The organism is Candidatus Epulonipiscium sp. (assembly GCA_012519205.1).
Taxonomy (GTDB): domain Bacteria; phylum Bacillota; class Clostridia; order Lachnospirales; family Defluviitaleaceae; genus JAAYQR01.
This window is the reverse complement of sequence record JAAYQR010000015.1, coordinates 22,321-46,966: the sequence shown is the minus strand read 5'-3', so window position 1 is coordinate 46,966 and position 24,646 is coordinate 22,321. Positions and strand designations below refer to the sequence as shown.

Genomic DNA, 24,646 nt, shown 5'->3' with positions numbered 1-24,646 from the left:
TGATACTTATACAAAATCAGATCGTGAGAAGATTGCTGAAGAATTAAATCAACTTTCACAAGAAATTACAGATATTACTACAAAAACAGAGTTTAATACTAAGAAATTATTAAATGGTTCTTTAGCATCAGCTTCTGTATATCTTCAAGTTGGTGCAAATGAAGGGCAAAAGATTGAATTTACCATAGGTACAATGAGTGCTGAAGCTTTAACAGTAGCATCTGCAAATATTGGATCTATTGTTGCAAACTCTACTTCAACAGGTGCGGCTATTAGTTCATTAGTTGAAACAGTAAATACAGCTATTGAAAAAGTTTCTAGCGAAAGAGCTAAACTTGGGGCGGTTCAAAATAGACTTGAACATACCATCAAGAATTTAGACGTTGCTGCAGAAAACCTTCAAGCTTCCGAATCTCGTATCCGTGATACAGATATGGCGCAAGAAATGATGAACTTTACAAGAACTAATATTCTTCAACAGGCTGCAACGGCAATGCTTGCTCAAGCAAACCAAGCACCTCGAGGAGTACTTCAATTATTAAGATAATTGATGATTTTATAGCCATTTAAAAAGGGGTTAATGATAACCCCTTTTTTTAAAAGAATTATTTAAATATTAGAGAGGGCATTTCTGATATTTAAATGATTCTTTTATTTATAGGAGGGATTTTATGTTACTTAGTATTGTTATGATGGTTAAAAACGAAGAAAAATATTTATATAAATGTCTTACTAATTTAAAACCAATATTAGAAGGTATTCCTTCTGAGCTAATTATTTTAGACACAGGCTCCACGGACAAAACTATAGAGATAGCTAAAAGCCATACAAAAAAGGTATACGAGCATCCTTGGGAAAATGATTTTGCTAAGATGAGAAATATATCTATTAGCCATGCTAAGGGTCAATGGCTATTTATATTAGATGCTGATGAAATAGTGAGCAATCCAGAAACAATTATCGAGTTTTTTAGGACTAAAAAATATAAGGAATATAGGACTTGCGTTCTAAGTATTAAGAACTTTTTAAATGAAAATGAAAGCGATTGGAACATTATACCCATGATGAGATTGTTTAAAAACACCCCTGATTTTAAATATAGTGGTGCAGTTCATGAACAGCCTTTAGTGGCAGAACCTTTCCATCATCTTGAAACGGTACTTGAACATTATGGATATGTATCATCTGATCCAGTATTGATGAAAAGAAAATTTAAAAGAAATGTAGAAATTTTAGAACAGGAATTAGAAAAGAATCCTGATAATGTTTATTACCTATTTCAAATATCTCAGTCTTATGGGATGTATAAAGATCATAAGACAGCTTTATATTATGCGGAAAGGGCATATGAATTGGCTAAAGAAAAAAAGGTTACTATGATATATATTTATATACATTTATTGCATGTTGCATTATTTAATAATAAATATAAAAAAGTCTTAGAAGTAGCAAAAAAAACTATAGAAATTAGTGACGAATATATAGATGCATATTTTTACTTAGGTAAAGCACAACAAGCTCTGCTTAAAAACAAAGAAGCAATCAAAACCTTTGAAAAGTATATTGAAATGGCCATGGATTATAAAAGTTATGCCGGTTATAAGGATATGGTTACACCTACTTTAACTATCGATTCAGTGGAAGAAGTTTATGGGGATTTATGTTTGCTTTATTCAGATATAGGAGAATATGAAAAAGTATTAGATATAAAAGATAAAATAAGTTTTGATAAGGCAGGGGTTTTGGACTCTATATATCACTCCATAATACTATCTTACATAAGACTGAATCGATGGAAAGAACTAAAAGAATATTACAATAAGATAAAGGTAGAAGGGGAGGATTTAAAAGAAAGCTTTATAAATAATATAGAACTACTTAAAGAAAATATAAGCTTAGATGAAAAGATAGCACTTGAAAAGCAATTTAGTTCTTATGAAGATAATTATGGATTATTAAGTAAAGTTAGAATTGCACTGCAGGAGGGTAATTTTAGTAGTCTAGGAAACATTAAAAAAGACATAAAAACACTGGATTTTGTAAAACTACCTCATTTTTATGGAGATATCCTATGGTACAATATCATAGAAGGAAGCCCCATAGAGGAATATTTATCTCAGGTTAGGGAAGAAAAAATATTTAATTATATACAATATATATTAAATGAAAAAAGTAAAAGGTCCTTTGATATTTTATTTAAGTATATAAAAAATCAGTATCCTATTCTTAATATCAAAACAGCCCATGTTACTAAGATTTTACTTAAGGCTTTACTATTGGATGAAAGTCTAGAGGATAATTACTACAGGGGCATTTTAGAAAGATATGTTGCTAATGGTAATCTTTTAATGAAATATACTTATCAAGAACATATACTAGAAGACGAATTAGAACAATACCTAAAAAACGATGAAGAAAGATTTCTTATGTATATGGATAAAGCCATAAGTATGAAGTTTGAAGACTTATCCAAATCCATAAGCTACCTTAAAAAAGCTCTAAGGGTTTTTCCAGTTATGAAAAAAGGAATAGAATTATATATTGATGAATATAGAAATCTAATTAATCAAAACTTAGAGTTTAACAGTTTGAAAAACAACCTTCAAATAAATATTAATCAATTACTTCAAGAAGGGAAAATTGATGAGGTAGATTCAATGATAAAAGAATATGAAGCTATAATAAAAGATGATTCTTTTATATATTCAACTAAAAGCACTATTGCTATGTTGCAAAATAGTACAGATAAAGCAAAAAGAGTCATTAAAGAAGGCTTATTAAAATACCCTAGAAATTTTGATTTATTATGTAATGGGGCCTATTTATGTGAAATAACAAAAGAAATCAGTATAGCTAATTTATTATATAAAGAAGCATATAAAGCTGCACCAAATGAAGAATATAAGAACCAAATTCAAGGGATTATTAATAAATTATACAAGGAATAAGATGATTATTAGCATATAGGGGGAATATTATACAAGCAATAATATCTGTACCCCCATTAAATATATAAATAATGAGATTTATTATAAAACCAATAATATATAGTCACTTTATTTAGTTAGAGACTATTTATTAGCAGATATTTGAAAAATATAAAGAAGATTATAGGTTCATTTCCATCTTACATGGCTCCTAGGATTGCAGCGGTTATTGAAGATATTATTGGAATAAAGTGTAATGCAGTACCAAATTATTTATCAATAACTTTAACACCGTCAAAAATTGATATAACTAGAAAGATTTTAAGTTATAGAAGGTAGGGTATATATATGAGAAGGTATTTAAAAAGAGATATACTTTCTTTGCTTTATACTATGGAGAAAGCAAGGAAAGTATTAAATAATGAGATAAAAAAGGGAAACTTTGATGTAGCCAATCATATTTTAAAAGATTGTCAAGAAGGGGTTATTGAAATAAAAGATATTGTAAGGGAAACTGAGGGAAAAGAAGTAAATACTATCCATATGATAGAAAAGTATTGCAAAATAATACATGAGCTAAATCAAGCATTTGCTATGAATATAAGCCCAAAGAACACCCTAAAGGAATTTCAAAAACAAAGTTATAGGATTATTAATAGTGTTAAATATGATATTCCAGAAGCAAAGACGGAGATAGCATTTCTTCCATATAAGTATTCGATGTGGGATAGTATGGAAAGCATATGGATGGCCGCTAAGGAGGATTCTAATTGTAATACATATGTTATACCAATCCCTTATTATGATAGAAATGCAGATGGTTCATTTGGCGAAATGCATTATGAAGGGAACGAACTTCCAGAGTATGTGCCTATAACTAACTGGAAGGAATATGATATCAAAAAAAGACATCCTGATATAATTTATTTTCATAATCCATATGATGAATTCAATCTCGTAACCAGCGTACATCCAGATTTCTATAGCAAAAAATTAAAAAATTATACGGAACTATTAGTATATAGTTCTTATTATATTTTAGGCACTGTAGGTACAGAGGAAGAATTTTTAAATAAAATCAGATTGCCTGGTATAATATATGCAGATAAGGTTATTTTGCAATCAAAAGTATTATATGACTTATATCTTAAGTACGGATTCGAATCAGAAAAATTATTATTATGTGGTTCCCCTAAAATAGATGCCTTTGTAAACTTAAAAAAAGAAAATATTGAAATACCACAGGAGTGGTTGGATAAAATCGGGGATAAAAAGGTCATAGCATTGAACTCAAGTATAAAAAACTTATTAAACAGTGACAATTATCTTGATAACTTAGAAATATTATTAGAAGAATTAACTTCAAAGGAAGGGATAGTTTTACTTTGGCGCCCCCATCCTTTGTTAAAACAAACGGTTTTATCTATGAAAAACCATTGGATAGAAAGATACGAAAATATTGAACAAAGAATAATGAGAAAAAGCAATTTTATTTTGGATAGTACCTTGGATAATAAAATCGCAACTATTATATCAGATGGAATGGTCAGTGATGTTAGCTCCTGGACAATAGAATACCTAGCTACAGGAAAACCTGTATTATACATTTATGGCAGAAAGAAAGATTTTGAAGAGTACTTTTTACCATTTGATGAACATATAGCATACTTTATAGAAGATGGAATGAACATAGATATGTTTTGCCAAAAGATTATAGAAAATAGGGATGATGAAAGGGACAAGCGTCTTAAGGAATTAGATACATTAATGGAAAATATGGATGGCACATGTGGGAAAAAAGTGCATAATCTGATAATGGAAGAAGAAATACAAAGGACTTTAGACTCCCATATCGAATAATAAATAATAGGGGGAGATTATATGAATATTGAAGCCATGTCAACTGTATTAAGTCAAGCCCAGATAAAACAAGAAGTTAGTACCACCATGCTAAAGAACGTAATGGATCAAGCAAAAATGCAAATGACATATATATTAAAAATGGCCGATGTGAGCCGTAATATTTTAGAACAGTCCCTACAACCCCATTTAGGACAAAATATTGATATAAGCATCTAAAATCCCCTTAGGGGATTTTTTTGTGCATAATATTGTAAAGGCTATTAAGAAACTATATCAAAATCCGATATTATAGATAAGTAGAGTAATGTGGATGAGGAGGAATAAAGATGATTACTAGTAATAGATTAAGATTTACAGGGATTGCTACCGGTATTGACACAGATATGGCTATACAGCAAATGATGAAGGTGGAATACACCCGAGTAGATAAAATGAAACAAGCAGTTCAGCTGCTCCAATGGAAACAAGAAGGGTTTCGGGATATAGCTAATTTGCTTAGGGGGTTTCAAGACACTTATTTTAATAACCTCAAGATGAAAGACAACTTCCGTTCGCCTACTGCTTTTTCTGCTTTTACCTCCAATGTGAAATCTGGTGGGGTAAGTAGTGAAGGTATTACTGTGGAAGCGGGAGCGGGGGCAGCAGTAGGAAGTCACTCTTTGATAGTGAAACAAGTAGCTGAGGAGGCGGTTTGGAAAGGAACGGACTCGGTTTCAGGGGGTATGAAAGGAAGGCAAATAAGTGCAGAGAACTTAAAGACCTTAACCAAAGGTAAGGAATTTAATGTGACGTATGATGGCGTTACTAAAAAAATTAGATTGGATGGCGGTAGTGGGGAAAACGGCAGCTATACCAATATCACACAATTACAAGAAGAATTGCAACAAAAATTTGATATAGCTTTTGGGATTACCAATAACGGGGAAACTACAAAAAGTAATATAGAAGTTTTAGTAAACGGTGCCGGTCTAGAATTCAAATCAAAGGGCCATGAACTTTTGATTACTAATGTATCTAATACATATGTAAGCTCCCTAGGATTTTCCAATGGCCAAACAAATGCAATAACAGGAAAAGAAATAAATATTACAGAAGAAATAACAGGAAAAATAAAAGTTAGTCTTAATGGAGAAGAAGCAAAAGAAATAGATGTTCATTTTACAAAGGACAATATAGCTGAAAGCTTAGAACAACAAATTAACAGCGCCTTTGGTGAAGGAAATATTGTAAAAGTAACTATAGGTGAGAACAATAAGCTTCAGATTATTTCCTATGATACTTCAAACGAAATCAAGTTTTCCACGGGAGATACGGATAATGTATTAGACAAATTAGGTCTAAGCAATGGTGCTACCATTAAAAGGATGGAAGGTTCAGTTAATATAAATGTAGATGATACAGGAAAAGAATTTAGCATAAATGTTGATGGCATGGATTATCTCATAGAACTTACAAAAGACTATAAAGAAGAAGATTTAGAAGTATTGGCACAGGATATAACAAGTCAGCTAAGTGAAACGGGAGTACAGGTCATAGTAGATGGGAACAAATTAAAGTTCACCAATACCAACGGCAATCAAATCAAAGTATCTAATAATACCCCGTCAGTGGTAGAAAACCTAGGCTTTAAAAATGGAGCAAAAAACACTCTGAACCTAGATGAAAAAATCGAGAATGCCTTTGGAATCGAAGGGAATGTTAAATTCGAACTCAATGGAAAGACCTTTGAATTCGGGAATGATATTACAGTAAAACAAATGATGGATGAGATTAATGGTAGTGCTATAGGGGTAAGCATTCGCTATAGTACCTTTATAGATTCATTCACCATCCAAGGAACAAAAACAGGTTCTATGAATAATATACAGTTTAATATGGATTATGCAGACACCAACACTAACACTTTATTTAGAAAAATGAATCTTATCACTGGTGAGTCAAGCGAATCGGGGTATGAAAAAATAGGTTATAGCGAGGCAAAGGATGCTATATTTAATATAGACGGGGTTGATGCCAATAGGACGGAGAATACCTTTAATATAGATGGGATAAAATACACCATTAATCTAGATCCTAAAAAAGTAGATCCTAGTCAAACCTTTGATATTAAAATTGGAACCGATCCGGATCAACTAGTAGAAAAAATCATAGGATTTGTAGATAAATATAATGAAATAGTAGATACAATCAATGGCAAATATAGTGAAAAAAGAGCAAGGTCCGGCAAATATGAATATTACGAACCCCTAACTGAAGAACAAAGAAAAGAAATGTCCGAAGCAGATATTAAGCTTTGGGAAGAAAAAGCAAAACAAGGGGTATTAAGAGGCGAAGATATCCTAAGTAATATTGCATCTTCTATGAGAAGGGTATTGTATGAAAAGGTAGAAGGGCTAGATATTGGCTTATACGATATAGGAATTACGACTTCTAATATATGGCAGGAAAATGGTAAACTAGTTATTAATGAAGAAAAATTAAAAAAGGCAATCCAAGATATGCCTGATAAGATAACTCAGTTATTCACAAAAGAATCCACGGTAGAATATACAGATACTAAGAATCGTAATCAAAGAATGAAGGAACAGGGTCTAGCTCATAGGCTGTACGATATTTTACAAGATAATATTCGCACCAGTTCCATCAGCGGCTCAAAAGGACTGCTTATAGAAAAAGCAGGTCAAATAGGCACAACCACCGAATATGACAATACCGTATATAATCAGATAAAGGCACAAAACGAAAAGATAGATGAACTATTAGATAGACTGATGCAAAAGGAAGAAAGATATTATGCAATGTTTGCTAGATTAGAAGCAGCTATGCAAAAAGCCAATGCCCAAAGCCAGTGGTTGACGCAGCAATTAGGCGGCATGGGTGGTATGTAATATGGAAAAAGCAGAGATACTAAAGCATATAGCTGATCTTTTACAAAAAAAATTGTCACTCCTGCATTTTATACATGCTATTAGTAAGGAGCAAATTGGTTATGATGCGGAAGAACAAATGGACGATATAGATAGGGCTATTGAAAAAAAACAAGGATTTATAGATAAGATAGAGGGCATCGATAGTAAAATAAAAGACTATAGCCAAGCATTAAAAATAAAAGGGTATATTGATTCCATAGAAGAGCTAGAAGATAAAGATAGACTAGGTGTTATCAAAAAGCTTAATCAAGACGTCTTAAGGCAATTAGAAAAAATTCAACAATTAGATAAAGTAAATAATGACAAATTAAAAGCTTCCTTGTCAGAAGTTAAAAACAACATAAGAAAAATGCAAGAAAGGAAAAAGGCCGATAAAACCTATCAATATCAAATTCCCAGTATAGATGGAGCGTTTTTTGATAAAAAAAATTAAAAATATTACAAAGACTATTTAGGGATTCTATAGGAAATTCGATATTTTATATAGAAAGAAATGCACAAAGGGTTTAAATCTTTCCATTAAAGAAAATACAGGAAAACACAAGGAGGTGAATTCCGTGAAATTAGAGATGATAGATCGGGCAAATTTTGATGTGTCAATTAAAAATACTAGTCAAAGTACAGAAAAGAAAGATTTTGGACTTGAGCAGAATATAGAAAAAGAGTTTAAGACCAGTGTAGCAAAGTACATCGAAGAAAACCCGGGATACCGACCTAATATAGGGGAAGATGCTTTAATCAAAGCTATAGAGTCAGCCAATAAAAAGCTTCAGGGAGCTAATCGTGAGTTCCAGTTTTCTATCCATGAAGGAACCAAACAGATTATGGTAAAAGTAATGAATGCAGAAACAAAAGAATTAATAAGGGAAATTCCCCCTGAAAAGGTGCTGGATATGGTGGCGAAAATGTGGGAATTAGTAGGTTTAGTTGTAGATGAGAAGATATAGTAATAAAAGTAGCTCCCATATAAATATATGGGAGTTATTTATATTTTACCAAAATACATAATGGTGAATTCTATGGTATTATATAAGAAAATGTTATATAATTGATGTAATTATGAGATAGGGGGGTATAACTTGAACAACAATCCATATCAGCGATATAAAAACAACTCTATTTTAACAGCATCCAAACCAGAGTTAACCTTGATGTTGTATGATGGGGCATTAAAGTTTTGTAATATAGCCATTAAAGCAATAGAAGAAAAAAACATACAAGGGGCACATAACGCGATAATCAGAGTGCAAGACATTATCCAAGAATTTCAAATAACTCTGAATAGGGAGTATGAGATTTCAGAGACTTTTGATTTTATGTATGATTATATAATAAGAAGGCTAATAGAAGCCAATGCAACTAAAAATAAAGAAATACTCGAAGAAGTAAAAGGACTAATAAAGGAATTTAGGGATGCATGGAAAGAGGCAATGAAAGCCGCTAAAACCAAACCTGTAGACAATGAAGAAAAAGTAAGTGAATAGTATGGAGGAAGTATTTATACTATCAAAGATACTATTAGAAATCATGGAAAAGAAAATAAACTACCTAGAAAAAATCAATAATATAACAGAGAACCAATCTTCGGTTATACAATCAGAATCCATTGACTTTGAAATTTTTGGAGCCCTTTCTGAGCAAAAATTAGAATTAACCGAAAAAGTAAACGAATTAGATATCCAATTTGAAAATATTTATGCCAATATAAGGCCACAGATTGAAAATAACATGCAACAAATAAAGGAAATCTATAAAGAACTTCAGATAAATATTAGAATAGTGGCTGATTATATTATAAAGATTGAGATAAATGAAGAAAACAATAGGCAACACCTACAAGCATACTTTAGTAGGACTAGAAAAGAACTTAACATATTGAGCAAAGGAAAAACTCAAATACTAAAATCTTACAAGGATAACAATATGTTTTCAAAGAGGGAAAGTTAAAATTTATCAGTGCCTTGACTTATTCGCTATTTCATGCTATATTATTTTAGTGGCGAAAGGTCTTTTTTTTTATGCCCAAAATTATTGGAATTTATCTAGTAGTAAGTGGAGGTGGAAGTTGTGAGAGTTAAAATCACTTTGGCGTGTACGGATTGCAAACAAAGAAACTACAACACAACAAAAAACAAAGCAAACCATCCCGATAGGGTGGAAACTAAAAAGTATTGTAAGTTTTGCAAGACTCATACTGTACACAAAGAAACAAAGTAGTAAATACCAAAAGTCCTTACAAGGGAAGTGAGATGATGAAAGAACTTTTTCACCAATTCAGGGGAGAATTCAAGAAAATTGTTTGGCCTAGCCAAAAGGAACTATTCAAACAAACCTTAACGGTTATAGTTACTTCTATATTGGTAGCCGGCATAGTTTTTGTTATTGACATTATCTACAGTAACGGTTTCGACTTTATCACGAAAATTTTTTGATAAAAGGATGATTGTATGTCTGACGATGCAAGATGGTATGTGGTCCATACCTATTCCGGATATGAGAATAAAGTAAAGGCTAATATTGAAAAAGTAATCGAAAACAGAAACATGCACGAACTGATTGAAGAAGTTGTTGTTCCACTTCATGATGCGGTTGAAATCAAGAATGGAAAGAAAAAGACAGTTCAGCGCAAGGTGTTTCCAGGATATGTATTAATTAAAATGCATATGACGGATGATACTTGGTATGTCGTAAGAAATACTAGAGGAGTAACCGGATTCGTAGGACCGGGTTCAAAACCTGTCCCTCTTTCAGAAGATGAAATCAGAGGAATGGGCATTGAACTTCCACAAGCAAAAATCGATATAGAAGCCGGAGATGCTGTAAAAGTCATAACAGGGCCATTTGAAAATTCAGTGGGTCTAATTAAAGAAATTCATGCTAGTAAAAGAACGGCAATCGTGAAATTATCTATGTTTGGACGGGAAACTCCAGTTGAATTGGATTTTGCTCAGATTCAAAAAATGTAACAAAGGTAAAAGGCATGACCAGTGGGAGGGAAGTTCCCGCGAATACCACATTATTAGGAGGTGCGCTTAAATGGCGAAGAAAGTTACTGGAATGATTAAATTGCAGATTCCTGCAGGAAAGGCAACACCGGCACCACCGGTTGGACCTGCTTTAGGTCAACATGGTGTAAATATTATGGGATTTTGTAAAGAGTTCAATGAAAGAACAGCACAACAAGCAGGACTTGTTATTCCTGTTGTTATAACTGTTTATCAAGATAGAAGCTTTACATTTATCACAAAGACTCCACCGGCAGCAGTATTACTTAAAAAAGCATGTAAAATTGACTCTGGTTCTGGAGTGCCTAACAAAGATAAAGTTGCAACAATTTCTAAAGAAGAAGTTAGAAAGATTGCTGAACTTAAAATGTCCGATCTTAATGCTGCAACTGTAGAAGCTGCTATTAGTATGGTTTCTGGAACAGCAAGAAGCATGGGAATAGTTGTACAAGACTAATTAAAGAGTATGGTTTAAAGTGGGAGGGTATTTGTCCCCGATAATACCACAAGGAGGTAATGAAATGAAAAGAGGTAAAAAATATATAGAAGCTGCAAAATTAGTAGATCGTACTACTCTTTACAATCCGCAAGAAGCTATGGATTTGATTCAAAAAACAAGTGTAGCAAAATTTGACGAAACAGTAGAAGCACATATTAGATTGGGCGTTGACTCAAGACACGCAGACCAACAGGTTCGTGGTGCAGTTGTTCTTCCCCATGGAACTGGTAAAAAAGTGAGAGTTCTTGTATTTGCGAAGGGTGACAAGGTAAAAGAAGCAGAAGATGCAGGGGCAGATTTTGTTGGGGGAGAAGAACTTATCCCTAAAATCCAAAATGATGGATGGTTAGATTTTGATGTTGTAGTAGCAACACCGGATATGATGGCTGTTGTTGGACGTCTTGGACGGGTTTTAGGGCCAAAGGGTTTAATGCCGAACCCTAAAGCAGGAACAGTTACCCCTGACGTTGCAAAAGCAATTCAAGATATAAAAGCCGGTAAAATCGAATACCGTTTAGATAAAACCAATATTATTCATGTACCTATTGGTAAGGTATCTTTTGGTACACAAAAATTACTCGATAACTTCCAAACACTTATGAATGCAGTTATAAAAGCAAAACCAGCGGCTGCAAAAGGACAATATCTAAGGAGTATTTCCATATCTTCCACTATGGGTCCGGGAATTAAAATTAGTTCTTCAAAACTAGGAGAATAATTTCAATTGAATTTCTGACAATAAATACTTCGTTAAAAGAAATATTGACAAGCCGACTAATAACAGATATAATGTTTTTTGTTGGATAAATTAATACTTTGTAACCGCAGACAGTAGGTGCCTTAGGCATAACGATTATCTACCTACCGAGGTATTTATATTTTTAATGAGTATAACCTCTTTGTCTGTGGGCAAAGAGGTTTTTATTATCTCCAAGGAGGTGGAAGTAAATGGCTAAAGTAGAACAAAAACAAGTTATAGTGAACGAAATCAAAGAAAAATTAAATGGTGCTGCATCTGCTGTATTAGTAGACTATAGAGGTCTTACTGTAGAGCAGGATACAGAACTTAGAAAGAAACTTCGTGATGCAGAAGTAGAATACAAAGTTTACAAAAACACAATGATGAACTTTGCAATCAAAGATACGGATTTTGAACCACTTAAAGATTACCTAGAAGGTCCAAGTGCTATAGCATTCAGCTATAATGATCCAACCAGTGGTCCAAGAATACTAGAAGGGATTGCTTCAAAGTACAAGGCTTTGGAATTCAAGGCTGGAGTTGTTGAAGGTAAATTCTACGATGCAACGGCAATCGTAAAAGTGGCTAAAATACCACCAAAAGAAGAACTTCTTTCAAAATTACTTGGAAGTTTCAATTCTCCAATTGCATCCTTTGCTCGTGTAGTTAAGGCAATTGCTGAGAAACAGTCAGAAACGGCAGAAGCTGCTACTGAATAACTAAAAAAAATTATAAAATATAAAAATATTCGGAGGTGTCCTAAATGGCAAAATTAGCAATTCAAGATATTATCGATGCTATCAAAGAACTTACTGTTTTAGAATTAAATGAATTAGTAGAAAAATGTGAAGAAGAATTTGGAGTATCCGCTGCTGCTGGGGTTATGGTAGCTGCAGGTGGCGCTGCAGGCGGTGCCGCTGGTGGAGAAGAAAAATCAGATTTCGATGTAGAATTAACTGAAGCCGGAGCACAAAAAATCAAGGTTATCAAAGTTGTAAGAGAAATAACTGGACTTGGATTAAAAGAAGCTAAAGATCTTGTAGAAGGTGCTCCAAAAGTAGTTAAGGAAGCTCTTCCAAAAGAAGAAGCAGAGGAACTAAAAGTAAAGCTAGAAGAAGTTGGTGCAAAAGTAACATTAAAATAAAAAAATCTCCATTAGGAGATTTTTTTTACAATATAAAAAGACCTTGACAGGTCTAATTAAGTGTGCTAAGATTTTAAAATGCGTCAATGTGTATATATACAGACTTTTTATCTACTCTATTATAACATATTCACACAGAAATGACAATATACATTAAGGATTTTATTATATTCTACCATATTATGATTACAAAATGCAAATTTTGCATTTGTGAGTATAAAAATTTCAAGGGGTGAGAGTACAACATGGAAGAAAATAGAATTCATCCCGTGCCAGTCGGGAAAGGAGTTCGTATGAGCTATGCCAGAATGGATGAAGTTCTGGAGATGCCAAATTTAATTGAAGTGCAGAAAAACTCTTACAAGTGGTTCTTAAATGAAGGCTTGAAAGAAGTTTTTCAAGATATCTCCCCTATCACTGATTATAGTGGTAATCTGGTATTAGAATTTGTTGACTTTTCTTTGGATAGTGAGCCTAAATATACCATTGAGAAGTGCAAAGAAAGGGATGCTACATATGCTACAGCCCTAAAAGTAAAGGTTCGTCTGCATAATAAAGAAACCGAAGAAATCAAGGAACAGGAGATTTTTATGGGGGATTTCCCCATTATGACAGATAATGGAACCTTTATCATTAATGGTGCAGAAAGGGTTATAGTAAGTCAACTCGTACGTTCCCCAGGGATTTATTATGATATTGACTACGACAAGGTAGGAAAACAATTATTCTCTGCAACAGTAATCCCAAATCGTGGAGCTTGGCTAGAATACGAAACCGACTCCAATGATATTTTTTATGTACGTGTAGATCGTACAAGAAAAGTACCTGTTACGGTATTGATTCGTGCTTTAGGAATTGGCACTGATGAAAAAATAAAAGAACTGTTTGGCGAGGATGCTAAGATATTAGCTAGTATCGAAAAGGATAGCACCAAATCTCATGAAGAGGGCTTAATAGAAATTTATAAAAGAATTCGTCCAGGAGAGCCTCCTACTGTAGAAAGTGCAAAGTCCCTTCTAAATAATATGTTCTTTGACCCAAAACGCTATGATTTAGCGAAAGTTGGGCGATATAAGTTTAATAAAAAATTAGCTTTTAGAAATAGAGTTAGAAATCTTGAATTGGCAAATACGGTAATAGATGAAAATACCGGAGAAATAATAGCGGAAGCAGGAGCAAGGATTACACCCGAATTGGCTGATGCCATACAAGATACAGGGGTAAAGTCCATAACTGTAAAAGTAATGGGTTATGATAAGGCTGTAACCATTCTCAGTAACTTAGTAGTAAACATTGAAAATTACATCAATGTAAATGCAGCCGAGGAGTTTGGCATAAGAGAAAATGTATACTATCCGGTATTAAAAGAGCTAATAGAACAATATGATGAAGAAGAAGATTTAAAAGAAGCAATAAAAGAAAATATCCAAAGATTAATTCCAAAACATATTACTCTTGAAGATATTATGGCATCCATTAACTATAATATTCACCTAGAATACGGAATAGGCAATAAAGACGATATTGATCACCTTGGCAATAGAAGAATCCGTGCCGTAGGAGAATTGTTCCAAAACCAATTTCGAATTGGTTTATCTAGAATGGAAAGAGTAATAAGGGAACGGATGACCATCCAAGATATGGAAGTAGTAACCCCACAAGCGCTAATTAATATTAGGCCTGTTTCTGCTGCTATAAAAGAGTTCTTTGGAAGTTCTCAATTATCACAGTTTATGGATCAGACTAATCCACTAGCTGAGTTGACCCATAAGAGAAGATTATCAGCTCTAGGTCCTGGGGGTCTTTCAAGGGAAAGAGCGGGGTTCGAATTTCGTGACGTACATTATTCCCACTATGGAAGAATGTGTCCTATCGAAACACCGGAAGGTCCGAACATTGGGCTTATTAACTCTTTAGCGACTTATGCGAGAATTAATGAATATGGCTTTATAGAGGCACCTTATAGGGTTGTGGATTACTCAACAGGAAAGCCTATCGTTACAGATGAGGTAATATATGTAACTGCCGATGAGGAAGAAAATTATACAGTGGCCCAGGCTAACCAGCCTCTCGATGAAAAGGGAGCATTTATAAATAAAAAGGTAACCGGTAGGCATAGGAAAGAAATAATCGAGGTGGATGCAAATCATATTGACTTAATGGATGTATCTCCAAAACAATTGGTTTCTGTAGCAACCGCCATGATTCCTTTCCTAGAAAATGATGATGCTAATCGTGCTCTTATGGGTTCGAATATGCAGAGGCAGGCAGTGCCTCTTTTGGTAACTGAATCCCCTGTTATTGGGACAGGTATGGAATATAAAGCAGCAAGGGATTCGGGAGTTGTTGTCATAGCTAAAAAGGCTGGTATAGTAGAAAGAGTTTCGGCTACAGAAATTGTAATCAAAACCGATGAAAAAGAATATCATACCTATAAACTCCTAAAATTCCTGAGGAGCAATCAAGGAACCTGTATTAACCAAAAAGCAATCGTTAATAAGGGAGAGAGGGTGGAAGAAGGCCAAGTAATAGCAGATGGACCTTCCACTGAAGAGGGAGAAATAGCATTAGGTAAAAATGTATTAGTGGGTTTTATGACCTGGGAAGGTTATAACTATGAGGATGCTGTTTTACTTAGTGAAAAGCTAGTGCAGGAAGATGTGTATACATCTATCCATATAGAGGAATATGAAGCAGAATCAAGGGATACGAAGTTAGGTCCAGAAGAAATTACAAGAGATATCCCAAACGTAGGGGAAGAAGCCCTAAAAGATTTAGATGAACGAGGAATTATAAGGATAGGTGCAGAAGTACGTTCAGGGGATATATTAGTTGGTAAAGTAACACCGAAGGGTGAAACAGAACTAACAGCAGAAGAAAGGCTACTTAGGGCAATATTCGGAGAAAAGGCAAGGGAAGTGAGAGATACATCCCTTCGTGTTCCTCATGGAGAGTCCGGTATCATCGTCGATGTAAAGGTATTTACAAGGGAAAATGGAGATGAATTATCTCCAGGGGTTAATCAATTAGTCCGTTGTTACATCGCGCAAAAAAGAAAGATTTCTGTGGGAGATAAAATGGCAGGTCGTCATGGGAACAAAGGGGTAATCTCAAGAATTCTTCCAGTGGAAGATATGCCATTTTTGCCCAATGGCCGCCCATTAGATATCGTTCTTAACCCTCTAGGTGTTCCGTCACGTATGAATATCGGGCAGGTTTTAGAGGTTCACTTAGGTTTAGCAGCTAAGGCTCTAGGATGGAAAATTGCCACCCCTGTCTTTGACGGAGCTAATGAAATAGATATCATGGATACCTTAGATCTTGCCCATGATTATGTTAATATAAAATGGGAAGAATTTGTAGAAAAGTGGAAAGAGAAAATTCATCCCGAGATATTTGAATATCTAGAAAAGGGCAAAGACCATAGGAACGAGTGGAAGGGGGTACCTATTCCACGGAATGGTAAGATTGCCCTAAGGGATGGAAGAACAGGTGAATACTTTGATAATAAGGTTACAGTAGGATATATGCACTATCTTAAATTAGCCCATTTGGTTGATGATAAAATCCATGCTCGTTCTACTGGACCCTATGCAACTATTACACAACAACCTCTTGGAGGTAAGGCACAATTTGGAGGACAACGTTTTGGAGAGATGGAAGTATGGGCTCTAGAGGCCTATGGGGCAGCATATACCCTACAAGAAATTCTAACCATTAAATCTGATGACGTTGTAGGCCGTGTAAAAACCTATGAGGCAATTGTTAAGGGTGAGAACATTCCAGAGCCGGGAGTACCCGAATCTTTCAAGGTTCTTCTTAAGGAATTACAATCCCTTTCTTTAGACGTTAAGGTGCTTATGGAAGATGAAACAGAAGTAGAAATAAAAGAATCAATAGATGATATTGATGAACTTAATGTGAATATAGAAGGTACAGAAGACGGACAAGATTATAGGGCAGGTTATGGTAATACAAAAGGTGATATTGAAGAAGGAGAAGAAGAGGATGTCGATGATGATTTAGAGGAAAGTTTCTTCGAGACATCAGAAGAAGATGAGTCCATGGATGATGATGATGTCTTTAGTCTTCTCAAAAAAGATGATGGTGATTTCGAAACGGAATAGGAAAGGAGAGTAATCCCATGCCTATAGTAAATATGGAACAATCCGTTTTATTTGATGCAATGAAAATATCTCTAGCTTCTCCGGATAAAATAAGAGAATGGTCCAGGGGAGAGGTTAAAAAACCCGAAACAATCAACTATCGTACTTTAAAGCCTGAAAGAGACGGATTGTTTTGTGAGAGGATTTTTGGGCCCAGTAAGGACTGGGAATGTCATTGCGGAAAATATAAACGCATCCGATATAAAGGTGTTGTTTGTGATCGTTGTGGGGTTGAAGTAACAAAATCAAAGGTTAGACGGGAGAGAATGGGTCATATAGAGTTAGCAGCACCTGTTTCTCACATTTGGTATTTTAAAGGAATACCAAGCCGCATGGGTCTTATCTTAGATATGTCCCCGAGGGCCTTGGAAAAGGTACTGTATTTTGCATCTTATATTGTGTTGGATGCAGGAGATACCAGTCTGCAATATAAGCAACTTCTGACAGAAAAAGAGTATAGAGATACCATTGAAAAGTATGGAAGCACCTTCCGTGCCGGGATGGGTGCAGAAGCTGTTAAAGAATTATTAATGAATATAAATCTTGAAAAAGAATCCAAAGAACTAAAAAAAGCCCTCAAGGAAACAACAGGACAAAAAAGAGTTCGTATCATAAAAAGATTAGAGGTCATAGAAGCCTTTAGAGTTTCTAAAAATAGACCGGAGTGGATGATTCTTGATGTTATTCCGGTACTACCACCAGATCTTCGCCCCATGATTCAGCTAGATGGGGGTCGATTTGCTACTTCTGACCTAAATGATTTATACAGAAGGGTTATCAATAGAAATAACCGCCTAAAAAGATTATTAGACCTTGGTGCACCAAATATCATTGTTCGTAATGAGAAAAGAATGCTCCAAGAGGCAGTAGACGCTTTGATTGATAATGGTCGAAGGGGTCGTCCAGTTACTGGGCCGGGGAATAGAGCCTTAAAATCCCTATCTGATATGCTAAAGGGTAAACAAGGACGTTTCCGTCAAAACTTACTAGGTAAGCGAGTTGACTATTCAGGCCGTTCGGTTATTGTTGTAGGCCCTAGCTTAAAGATATATCAATGTGGACTTCCAAAAGAGATGGCAATAGAACTTTTTAAACCCTTTGTAATGAAAAAACTTGTAGAAGATGGTTTAGCCCATAACATAAAATCTGCAAAACGGATGGTTGAAAGACTTCAATCTGAAGTATGGGATGTGCTAGAAGAAGTGATCAGGGAGCATCCTGTAATGCTTAACCGTGCCCCCACACTCCATAGGCTTGGAATCCAAGCATTTGAGCCTGTATTAGTAGAGGGCCGTGCAATTAAGTTGCATCCATTAGTATGTACAGCCTACAATGCCGACTTTGATGGTGACCAGATGGCGGTTCACGTACCACTTTCTGTAGAGGCTCAGGCAGAGTGCAGATTTCTCCTACTCTCTCCCAATAACCTATTAAAACCTTCTGATGGAGCACCGGTTGCAGTTCCTTCCCAAGATATGGTATTAGGGACCTATTATTTAACTCTTGATAAGGAAGGTGAAAAGGGAGAAGGTAGTGTTTTCAAAGATGAAAGGGAAGCAATATTAGCTTACGAAAACAAAAGCATTACTCTTCATGCAAGGATAAAAGTTCGAAGAACTTTAGAAATAGATGGGCAAAGACAATCAGATATTGTTGAAACAACTGTAGGGCGTATTATGTTTAACGAGGCAATTCCACAGGATATTGGATTTGTTGATAGAAATGACCCTAATAATAGGTTCAAATTCGAGGTGGATTTCCTAGTGGATAAGAGATCCCTAGGTAAAGTCATTAATCGTTGTATTAATAAGCATGGAGCTACAAGAACTGCCATTGTTTTAGATAAAGTAAAGCAATTAGGTTTTAAATTCTCTACTATTGGGGCTATTACGGTATCCGTATCCGATATGGAAATTCCGGAACAAAAGAAGGATTTACTCCAAGAAGCAGAACAAACTGTAGATCATGTTACCAAATTATTTAGAAGAGGATTAATGACCAACGAGGAAAGATACTTGAAAGTTATTGCCGCATGGAATAAGGCTAATGATAAAATAACAGAAGCTCTTCTTGATAATTTAGGAAAACATAATAATATATTTATGATGGCTCATTCAGGAGCCCGAGGCTCTACTAACCAGATTAAACAATTAGCTGGTATGAGGGGTCTTATGGTTAGCGCATCCGGCAGGACTATAGAATTGCCTATTAAGGCAAATTTCCGAGAAGGATTAACGGTACTTGAGTATTTTATCTCCGCTAATGGAGCAAGGAAAGGTCTTGCGGATACCGCCCTTCGTACAGCAGACTCAGGATATCTTACAAGGCGATTAGTCGACGTTTCACAAGATTTGATTATCCGTGAAATAGATTGTGCTAAAGAAGATGGAGAAATCCCGGGTATGTGGGTTAAGGCTTTTAAAGATGGAAATGAAATTATTGAATCTTTGCAGGATAGGATACGAGGTAGATGGGCAGTAGAAGATATCATTAATCCTGAAACCAAAGAGATAATTGTAAAGGCTGATACAATGATTTCTCCAGATCAAGCAGAAACCATTGAAAGATTAGGAATTAGAAAAGCCCATATAAGGACAGTATTAACCTGTCGCTCTAGAATAGGTGTTTGTTCGAAATGTTACGGAGCTAATATGGCATCGGGACTTAAAGTTAGAGTAGGAGAATCCGTAGGAATCATAGCAGCACAATCTATCGGAGAACCCGGTACACAGCTTACCATGCGTACATTCCATACAGGGGGAATAGCAGGAGATGATATTACCCAAGGTCTTCCTAGGGTAGAAGAGCTATTTGAAGCAAGAAAGCCAAAAGGGCTTGCTATTATTGCAGAGTTTGGTGGAACCATAAAGATTAATGATACAAAGAAAAAAAGAGAAGTGGTTGTTACCGATGATGAAAATGGAGAATCAAAATCGTATCTTATTCCCTATGGTTCAAGGGTAAAGGTATATGAAGGTGACACGGTAGAAGCAGGAGACGAATTAACAGAAGGTAGTGTTAACCCCCATGATATTCTTAAGATTAAGGGATTAAGGGGAGTACAAGACTACATGCTTCAGGAGGTTCAAAGGGTGTATCGTCTTCAAGGGGTTGATATTAACGATAAGCATATAGAAGTGATTGTTCGTCAAATGCTTAAAAAGGTCAAGATAGAGGAAAATGGAGATACGGATTTCCTCCCTGGAAGTTTAGTTGACAGATTAGAATACGAAGAAACTAATAAGAAAATGGTAAATGAAGGACTTAATGAAGCTGATGGCAAGCAAGTGCTCCTTGGTATTACCAAAGCTTCCTTAGCAACGGATTCCTTCCTATCGGCTGCATCCTTCCAAGAAACAACTAGAGTCCTTACAGAAGCAGCTATAAAAGGTAAGATGGATCCACTTATTGGACTTAAAGAGAATGTAATAATAGGTAAGCTTATCCCAGCAGGAACAGGGATGCAAAGATATAGGAAAATTGGGGTTGTAGAAGCAGAATAAAAACTTTTTGGGCACCTAGGGGTGCCCAAAAAAGTTGAGAAATTTAACATTGCCTTGACAATTTTGTCTCTAGGTGATAAAATTCATCAGTGTGTGTTTTAAGGATTTCACACGCATAAAAATGAACCTAAGAGGGGGATTTATGTGCACAGATTAAAAACACAACACAAAGTTGTAGGAGCAAAACAGGCAACTAAAGTGATAGAAAGAAACGAAGCGGAGGTTGTCTATATTGCTAAAGATGCAGACGAGCGTGTAGTACGCAGAGTTCTGGAGCTTGCGAAAGAGCAGGCGGTACCGATTGTCATGGTAGAGACCATGAGGCAACTGGGAGAAGCATGCAATGTAGAAGTCAAAACTGCAACAGCAGTAATAATCAAGTGAGTAAGGAGGTGTAATGCATGCCCACATTTAATCAATTAGTCCGTAAAGGAAGAAAAACAATTGAAAAGAAATCAACAGCACCAGCTCTTCAAAAGGGATTTAACTCCATAAGAAAAAAATCAACAGATATTTCTGCACCACAGAAAAGAGGAGTTTGTACGGCTGTTAAAACTGCAACCCCTAAGAAACCAAACTCAGCTCTTCGTAAGATTGCGAGGGTTCGTCTTACTAATGGAATAGAAGTAACTGCATATATTCCAGGGGAAGGACACAACCTTCAAGAGCACAGTGTTGTTCTTATAAGGGGAGGAAGAATAAAAGACCTTCCAGGTACCAGATACCATATTGTTCGTGGTACCTTAGATACAGCTGGGGTTGCAAACAGAAAACAAGCCCGTTCTAAATATGGTGTTAAAAGACCAAAAAAATAAGCTAAAACATTGGGTGCCCAGACGGATACACATATAACTCTGCGTCAAGCGGTATAATATAGATGTAGCGGATGGAGCACGTAACACACTTTCGTGTGAGTACCGATGATATAATTTAAGATTGTTAAGGAGGGAAGAATCGTGCCACGTAAAGGACATATTGCAAAAAGAGAGGTATTACCCGATCCTTTATACAACAGTAAGCTTGTTACAAAGCTAATTAACAATATCATGTTGGATGGGAAAAGGGGTATTGCACAAAAAATAGTATACAATGCATTTGAAACAGTTGCTGATAAATCAAGCAAAGAGGCGTTAGATGCCTTTGAGGAAGCAATGAATAACATTATGCCTGTACTAGAAGTAAAAGCTCGCCGTGTAGGAGGAGCAACTTATCAGGTTCCAATGGAAGTAAGAGTTGATAGAAGACAAACATTGGGCCTACGTTGGCTAGTAACTTATGCTAGACAACGAGGAGAAAAAACGATGACAGAACGTCTTGCAGCAGAAATTTTAGATGCAATCAACAATTCTGGTGGAGCTGTTAAGAAAAAAGAAGATACCCACAAAATGGCAGAAGCTAACAAAGCTTTTGCACATTACAGATGGTAATAACGTACCAAATATACCATCATTATTTATAAGGATATATCCTAGAACAGCGTTAAAGATTATTCTATCAATCTGAACATAGGTGAAGGATTTTAAACTTTAGGTTCTTCCCTATGCTCGGAATGACAAAATGGAATAAGGATAAAACTCTGATGTTTTCCTAATAACTTTGGATATATTCTATGGAATATGCATAAAAATAAAAAAAACCGTAGAAACTAGTAAGTAGAGTAAATAGATTAGTTGATATTACCAAAGGAGGAGTAACTTTGGCAGAAAGAGAATTTCCCCTTGAGAGGACCAGGAATATTGGTATCATGGCCCACATAGATGCGGGGAAAACGACACTATCAGAACGTATATTATATTATACCGGTCGTACACATAAGATTGGAGAAACCCATGAGGGTTCTGCAACTATGGACTGGATGGAACAAGAACAAGAAAGAGGAATTACAATTACCTCAGCGGCAACAACTTGCCAATGGGAAAATCACCGCATTAACCTTATTGATACACCAGGTCACGTTGACTTTACAGTTGAAGTGGAACGTTCTCTTCGTGTATTAGACAGTGCTGTTGGAGTTTTCTGTGCAAAAGGTGGAGTTGAGCCTCAATCTGAAACAGTATGGCGTCAAGCTGATAAATATCAGGTACCCCGTATGGCTTTTGTGAACAAAATGGATATTATGGGAGCCGACTTTTTTAATGCGGTATCTATGATGAAAGAAAGACTTAATGCTAACGCTGTGCCAATTCAACTACCAATAGGTAAAGAAGAGAATTTCGTAGGAATTATCGATTTAATGAAAATGAAGGCTTTCATTTATAAAGATAATTTGGGGAATGATATGTCCGAAGAAGAAATCCCAGGAGATATGAAAGAACTAGCGGAAGAATATAGGATGGCAATGGTAGAGGCAATAGCAGAAACCGATGAGGAACTGATGATGGCATATCTTGAAGGAGAAGAACTTTCTGAGGAACAGCTAAAAACTGCTCTTAGAAAGGCAGTTATCAGTGTACAAATCATTCCTGTATTATGTGGTACTGCATACAGAAACAAGGGAGTTCAAAGATTATTAGATGCTGTTATTAGTTATCTTCCATCACCAATCGATATACCTCCTATAAAAGGAGTTATTCCGGGTAAAGATGAAGAAGAGGAAGTAGAAAGACATTCTTCTGATGAAGAACCTTTCTCAGCGCTAGCATTTAAAATCATGAGTGACCCTTATGTTGGAAAGCTTGCTTTCTTTAGAGTATATTCTGGTACAATGAATTCCGGTTCTTACGTACTTAATTCTACAAAAGGCAAAAAAGAAAGAATAGGACGTATTTTACAGATGCACGCTAATCATCGTGCAGAACTAGATAAAGTTTATTCAGGAGATATAGCGGCAGCCGTTGGACTTAAGATAACAACTACAGGAGATACCCTTTGTGATGAACAACATCCTGTAATCCTAGAATCCATGGTATTTCCAGAACCAGTTATTTCTGTTGCCGTTGAACCAAAAACAAAAGCAGGCCAAGAAAAAATGGGTATTGCCCTTACTAAACTTGCAGAAGAAGATCCAACCTTTAGAACCTACGCAGATGCTGAAACCGGTCAAACAATTATCTCGGGTATGGGTGAATTACACCTCGAAATCATTGTAGATCGTTTGCTTCGTGAGTTTAAGGTAGAGGCTAACGTTGGTGAACCACAGGTTGCATATAAAGAAACCATTCAAAATGCAGTCGATACTGAAGGTAAGTTCGTAAGACAATCTGGTGGACGAGGACAATATGGACACTGTAAAGTTAAATTCGAACCTATGGATGCCAATGCTGATAAGGTATACGAATTTGAAAACAAGGTTGTTGGAGGAGCTATTCCTAAGGAATATATCCAACCAGTTGACAATGGTATTCGTGAAGCAATGCAAAGTGGTATTCTTGGCGGATATCCTGTACTTGGTGTGAAGGCTATCTTATATGATGGCTCTTACCATGAGGTGGACTCCTCTGAAATGGCATTTAAGATTGCTGGTTCCATGGCATTTAAAGAAGCTATGAGAAAAGGTAACCCTGTTCTTCTTGAACCTATTGAAAAAGTAGCTGTTACTGTTCCGGAAGATTATATGGGGGATGTTATAGGAGATATTAACTCTCGCCGAGGACGTATAGAAGGTATGGAGCCAAGAAATGGGGTACAGGTTATTAATGCCTATGTACCATTGGCTGAAATGTTTGGATACGCAACAGACCTTCGTTCTAAAACCCAAGGTCGTGGAACATATTCTATGGAGTTCCACCACTATGAAGCAGTACCAAAAAGTATTCAAGAAAAAGTAGTTGCAGGTAAAACAAAAGCTTCTGAATAAGTCTTGAAATCTAACGAGACTTGAAATATAATAAAAAATGAATGCAAAGGCAAATAAAAGGAGGAAATTTTAAA

General features: G+C 35.5%; 22 protein-coding genes and 1 other annotated feature. All 22 genes read left to right on the top strand.

Annotated elements, in window-relative coordinates:
• A partial coding sequence (locus GX308_04840) for a flagellin (GenBank protein ID NLK21401.1) occupies positions 1-547 on the top strand: 547 nt, incomplete at its 5' end.
• A 124-nt stretch (positions 548-671) separates the two neighbouring features.
• On the top strand, positions 672-2,948 hold the full coding sequence (locus tag GX308_04835; GenBank protein NLK21400.1) for a glycosyltransferase: 2,277 nt from the start codon (positions 672-674) through the stop codon (positions 2,946-2,948).
• Positions 2,949-3,275: 327 nt separating this feature from the next.
• A complete protein-coding gene (locus tag GX308_04830) occupies positions 3,276-4,787 on the top strand; it encodes a hypothetical protein (GenBank protein ID NLK21399.1) in 1,512 nt (503 codons plus the stop codon).
• Positions 4,788-4,808: 21 nt separating this feature from the next.
• A complete protein-coding gene (locus GX308_04825; protein NLK21398.1) occupies positions 4,809-5,006 on the top strand; it encodes a putative motility protein in 198 nt (65 codons plus the stop codon).
• Positions 5,007-5,116: 110 nt separating this feature from the next.
• Positions 5,117-7,678: a flagellar filament capping protein FliD gene (fliD, locus tag GX308_04820; protein NLK21397.1), complete on the top strand. Its 2,562-nt coding sequence runs from the start codon at positions 5,117-5,119 to the stop codon at positions 7,676-7,678.
• A 1-nt stretch (position 7,679) separates the two neighbouring features.
• Positions 7,680-8,153, top strand: a complete 474-nt coding sequence (locus tag GX308_04815) for a flagellar protein FlgN (protein NLK21396.1) — start codon at positions 7,680-7,682, stop codon at positions 8,151-8,153.
• A 136-nt stretch (positions 8,154-8,289) separates the two neighbouring features.
• Positions 8,290-8,667, top strand: coding sequence for a flagellar protein FlaG (locus GX308_04810; protein ID NLK21395.1), 378 nt, complete (start codon positions 8,290-8,292; stop codon positions 8,665-8,667).
• A gap of 132 nt (positions 8,668-8,799) precedes the next feature.
• A complete protein-coding gene (gene fliS, locus GX308_04805) occupies positions 8,800-9,204 on the top strand; it encodes a flagellar export chaperone FliS (GenBank protein NLK21394.1) in 405 nt (134 codons plus the stop codon).
• Entirely contained in the window at positions 9,197-9,667 is a 471-nt protein-coding gene (locus tag GX308_04800) for a hypothetical protein (GenBank protein NLK21393.1), read from the top strand. Before fliS ends, GX308_04800 begins: the two co-directional genes overlap by 8 nt.
• Positions 9,668-9,787: 120 nt before the next feature.
• On the top strand, positions 9,788-9,937 hold the full coding sequence (gene rpmG, locus GX308_04795; protein NLK21392.1) for a 50S ribosomal protein L33: 150 nt from the start codon (positions 9,788-9,790) through the stop codon (positions 9,935-9,937).
• Between the two features lie 32 nt (positions 9,938-9,969).
• Positions 9,970-10,152, top strand: a complete 183-nt coding sequence (secE, locus tag GX308_04790) for a preprotein translocase subunit SecE (protein ID NLK21391.1) — start codon at positions 9,970-9,972, stop codon at positions 10,150-10,152.
• Positions 10,153-10,167: 15 nt separating this feature from the next.
• A complete protein-coding gene (gene nusG, locus GX308_04785) occupies positions 10,168-10,686 on the top strand; it encodes a transcription termination/antitermination protein NusG (GenBank protein NLK21390.1) in 519 nt (172 codons plus the stop codon).
• A 70-nt stretch (positions 10,687-10,756) separates the two neighbouring features.
• Entirely contained in the window at positions 10,757-11,182 is a 426-nt protein-coding gene (gene rplK, locus GX308_04780; GenBank protein NLK21389.1) for a 50S ribosomal protein L11, read from the top strand.
• 64 nt (positions 11,183-11,246) lie between these two features.
• Positions 11,247-11,942, top strand: a complete 696-nt coding sequence (gene rplA, locus GX308_04775; protein ID NLK21388.1) for a 50S ribosomal protein L1 — start codon at positions 11,247-11,249, stop codon at positions 11,940-11,942.
• 86 nt (positions 11,943-12,028) lie between these two features.
• Positions 12,029-12,157, top strand: a sequence feature (ribosomal protein L10 leader region).
• 15 nt (positions 12,158-12,172) lie between these two features.
• The gene (locus GX308_04770) at positions 12,173-12,682 is read left to right on the top strand and encodes a 50S ribosomal protein L10 (GenBank protein NLK21387.1); all 510 of its coding nucleotides are present in this window, start codon (positions 12,173-12,175) and stop codon (positions 12,680-12,682) included.
• Between the two features lie 44 nt (positions 12,683-12,726).
• Positions 12,727-13,107 carry a 50S ribosomal protein L7/L12 gene (gene rplL, locus GX308_04765; protein NLK21386.1) on the top strand — a complete coding sequence of 127 codons (381 nt, stop codon included), beginning with the start codon at positions 12,727-12,729 and terminating at the stop codon, positions 13,105-13,107.
• Between the two features lie 245 nt (positions 13,108-13,352).
• On the top strand, positions 13,353-17,234 hold the full coding sequence (locus tag GX308_04760; protein ID NLK21385.1) for a DNA-directed RNA polymerase subunit beta: 3,882 nt from the start codon (positions 13,353-13,355) through the stop codon (positions 17,232-17,234).
• Between the two features lie 17 nt (positions 17,235-17,251).
• Complete coding sequence (gene rpoC / locus GX308_04755) at positions 17,252-20,776, top strand: DNA-directed RNA polymerase subunit beta' (GenBank protein NLK21384.1); 3,525 nt, start codon at positions 17,252-17,254, stop codon at positions 20,774-20,776.
• A gap of 144 nt (positions 20,777-20,920) precedes the next feature.
• Positions 20,921-21,160 (top strand): 50S ribosomal protein L7ae-like protein, encoded by a 240-nt coding sequence (locus tag GX308_04750; GenBank protein ID NLK21383.1) that lies wholly within the window; start codon positions 20,921-20,923, stop codon positions 21,158-21,160.
• 17 nt (positions 21,161-21,177) lie between these two features.
• Positions 21,178-21,591 (top strand): 30S ribosomal protein S12, encoded by a 414-nt coding sequence (rpsL, locus tag GX308_04745; protein ID NLK21382.1) that lies wholly within the window; start codon positions 21,178-21,180, stop codon positions 21,589-21,591.
• Positions 21,592-21,732: 141 nt separating this feature from the next.
• Positions 21,733-22,203 (top strand): 30S ribosomal protein S7, encoded by a 471-nt coding sequence (gene rpsG / locus GX308_04740; GenBank protein NLK21381.1) that lies wholly within the window; start codon positions 21,733-21,735, stop codon positions 22,201-22,203.
• 269 nt (positions 22,204-22,472) lie between these two features.
• Positions 22,473-24,572 carry an elongation factor G gene (gene fusA / locus GX308_04735; GenBank protein NLK21380.1) on the top strand — a complete coding sequence of 700 codons (2,100 nt, stop codon included), beginning with the start codon at positions 22,473-22,475 and terminating at the stop codon, positions 24,570-24,572.
• Positions 24,573-24,646 lie beyond the last annotated feature (74 nt).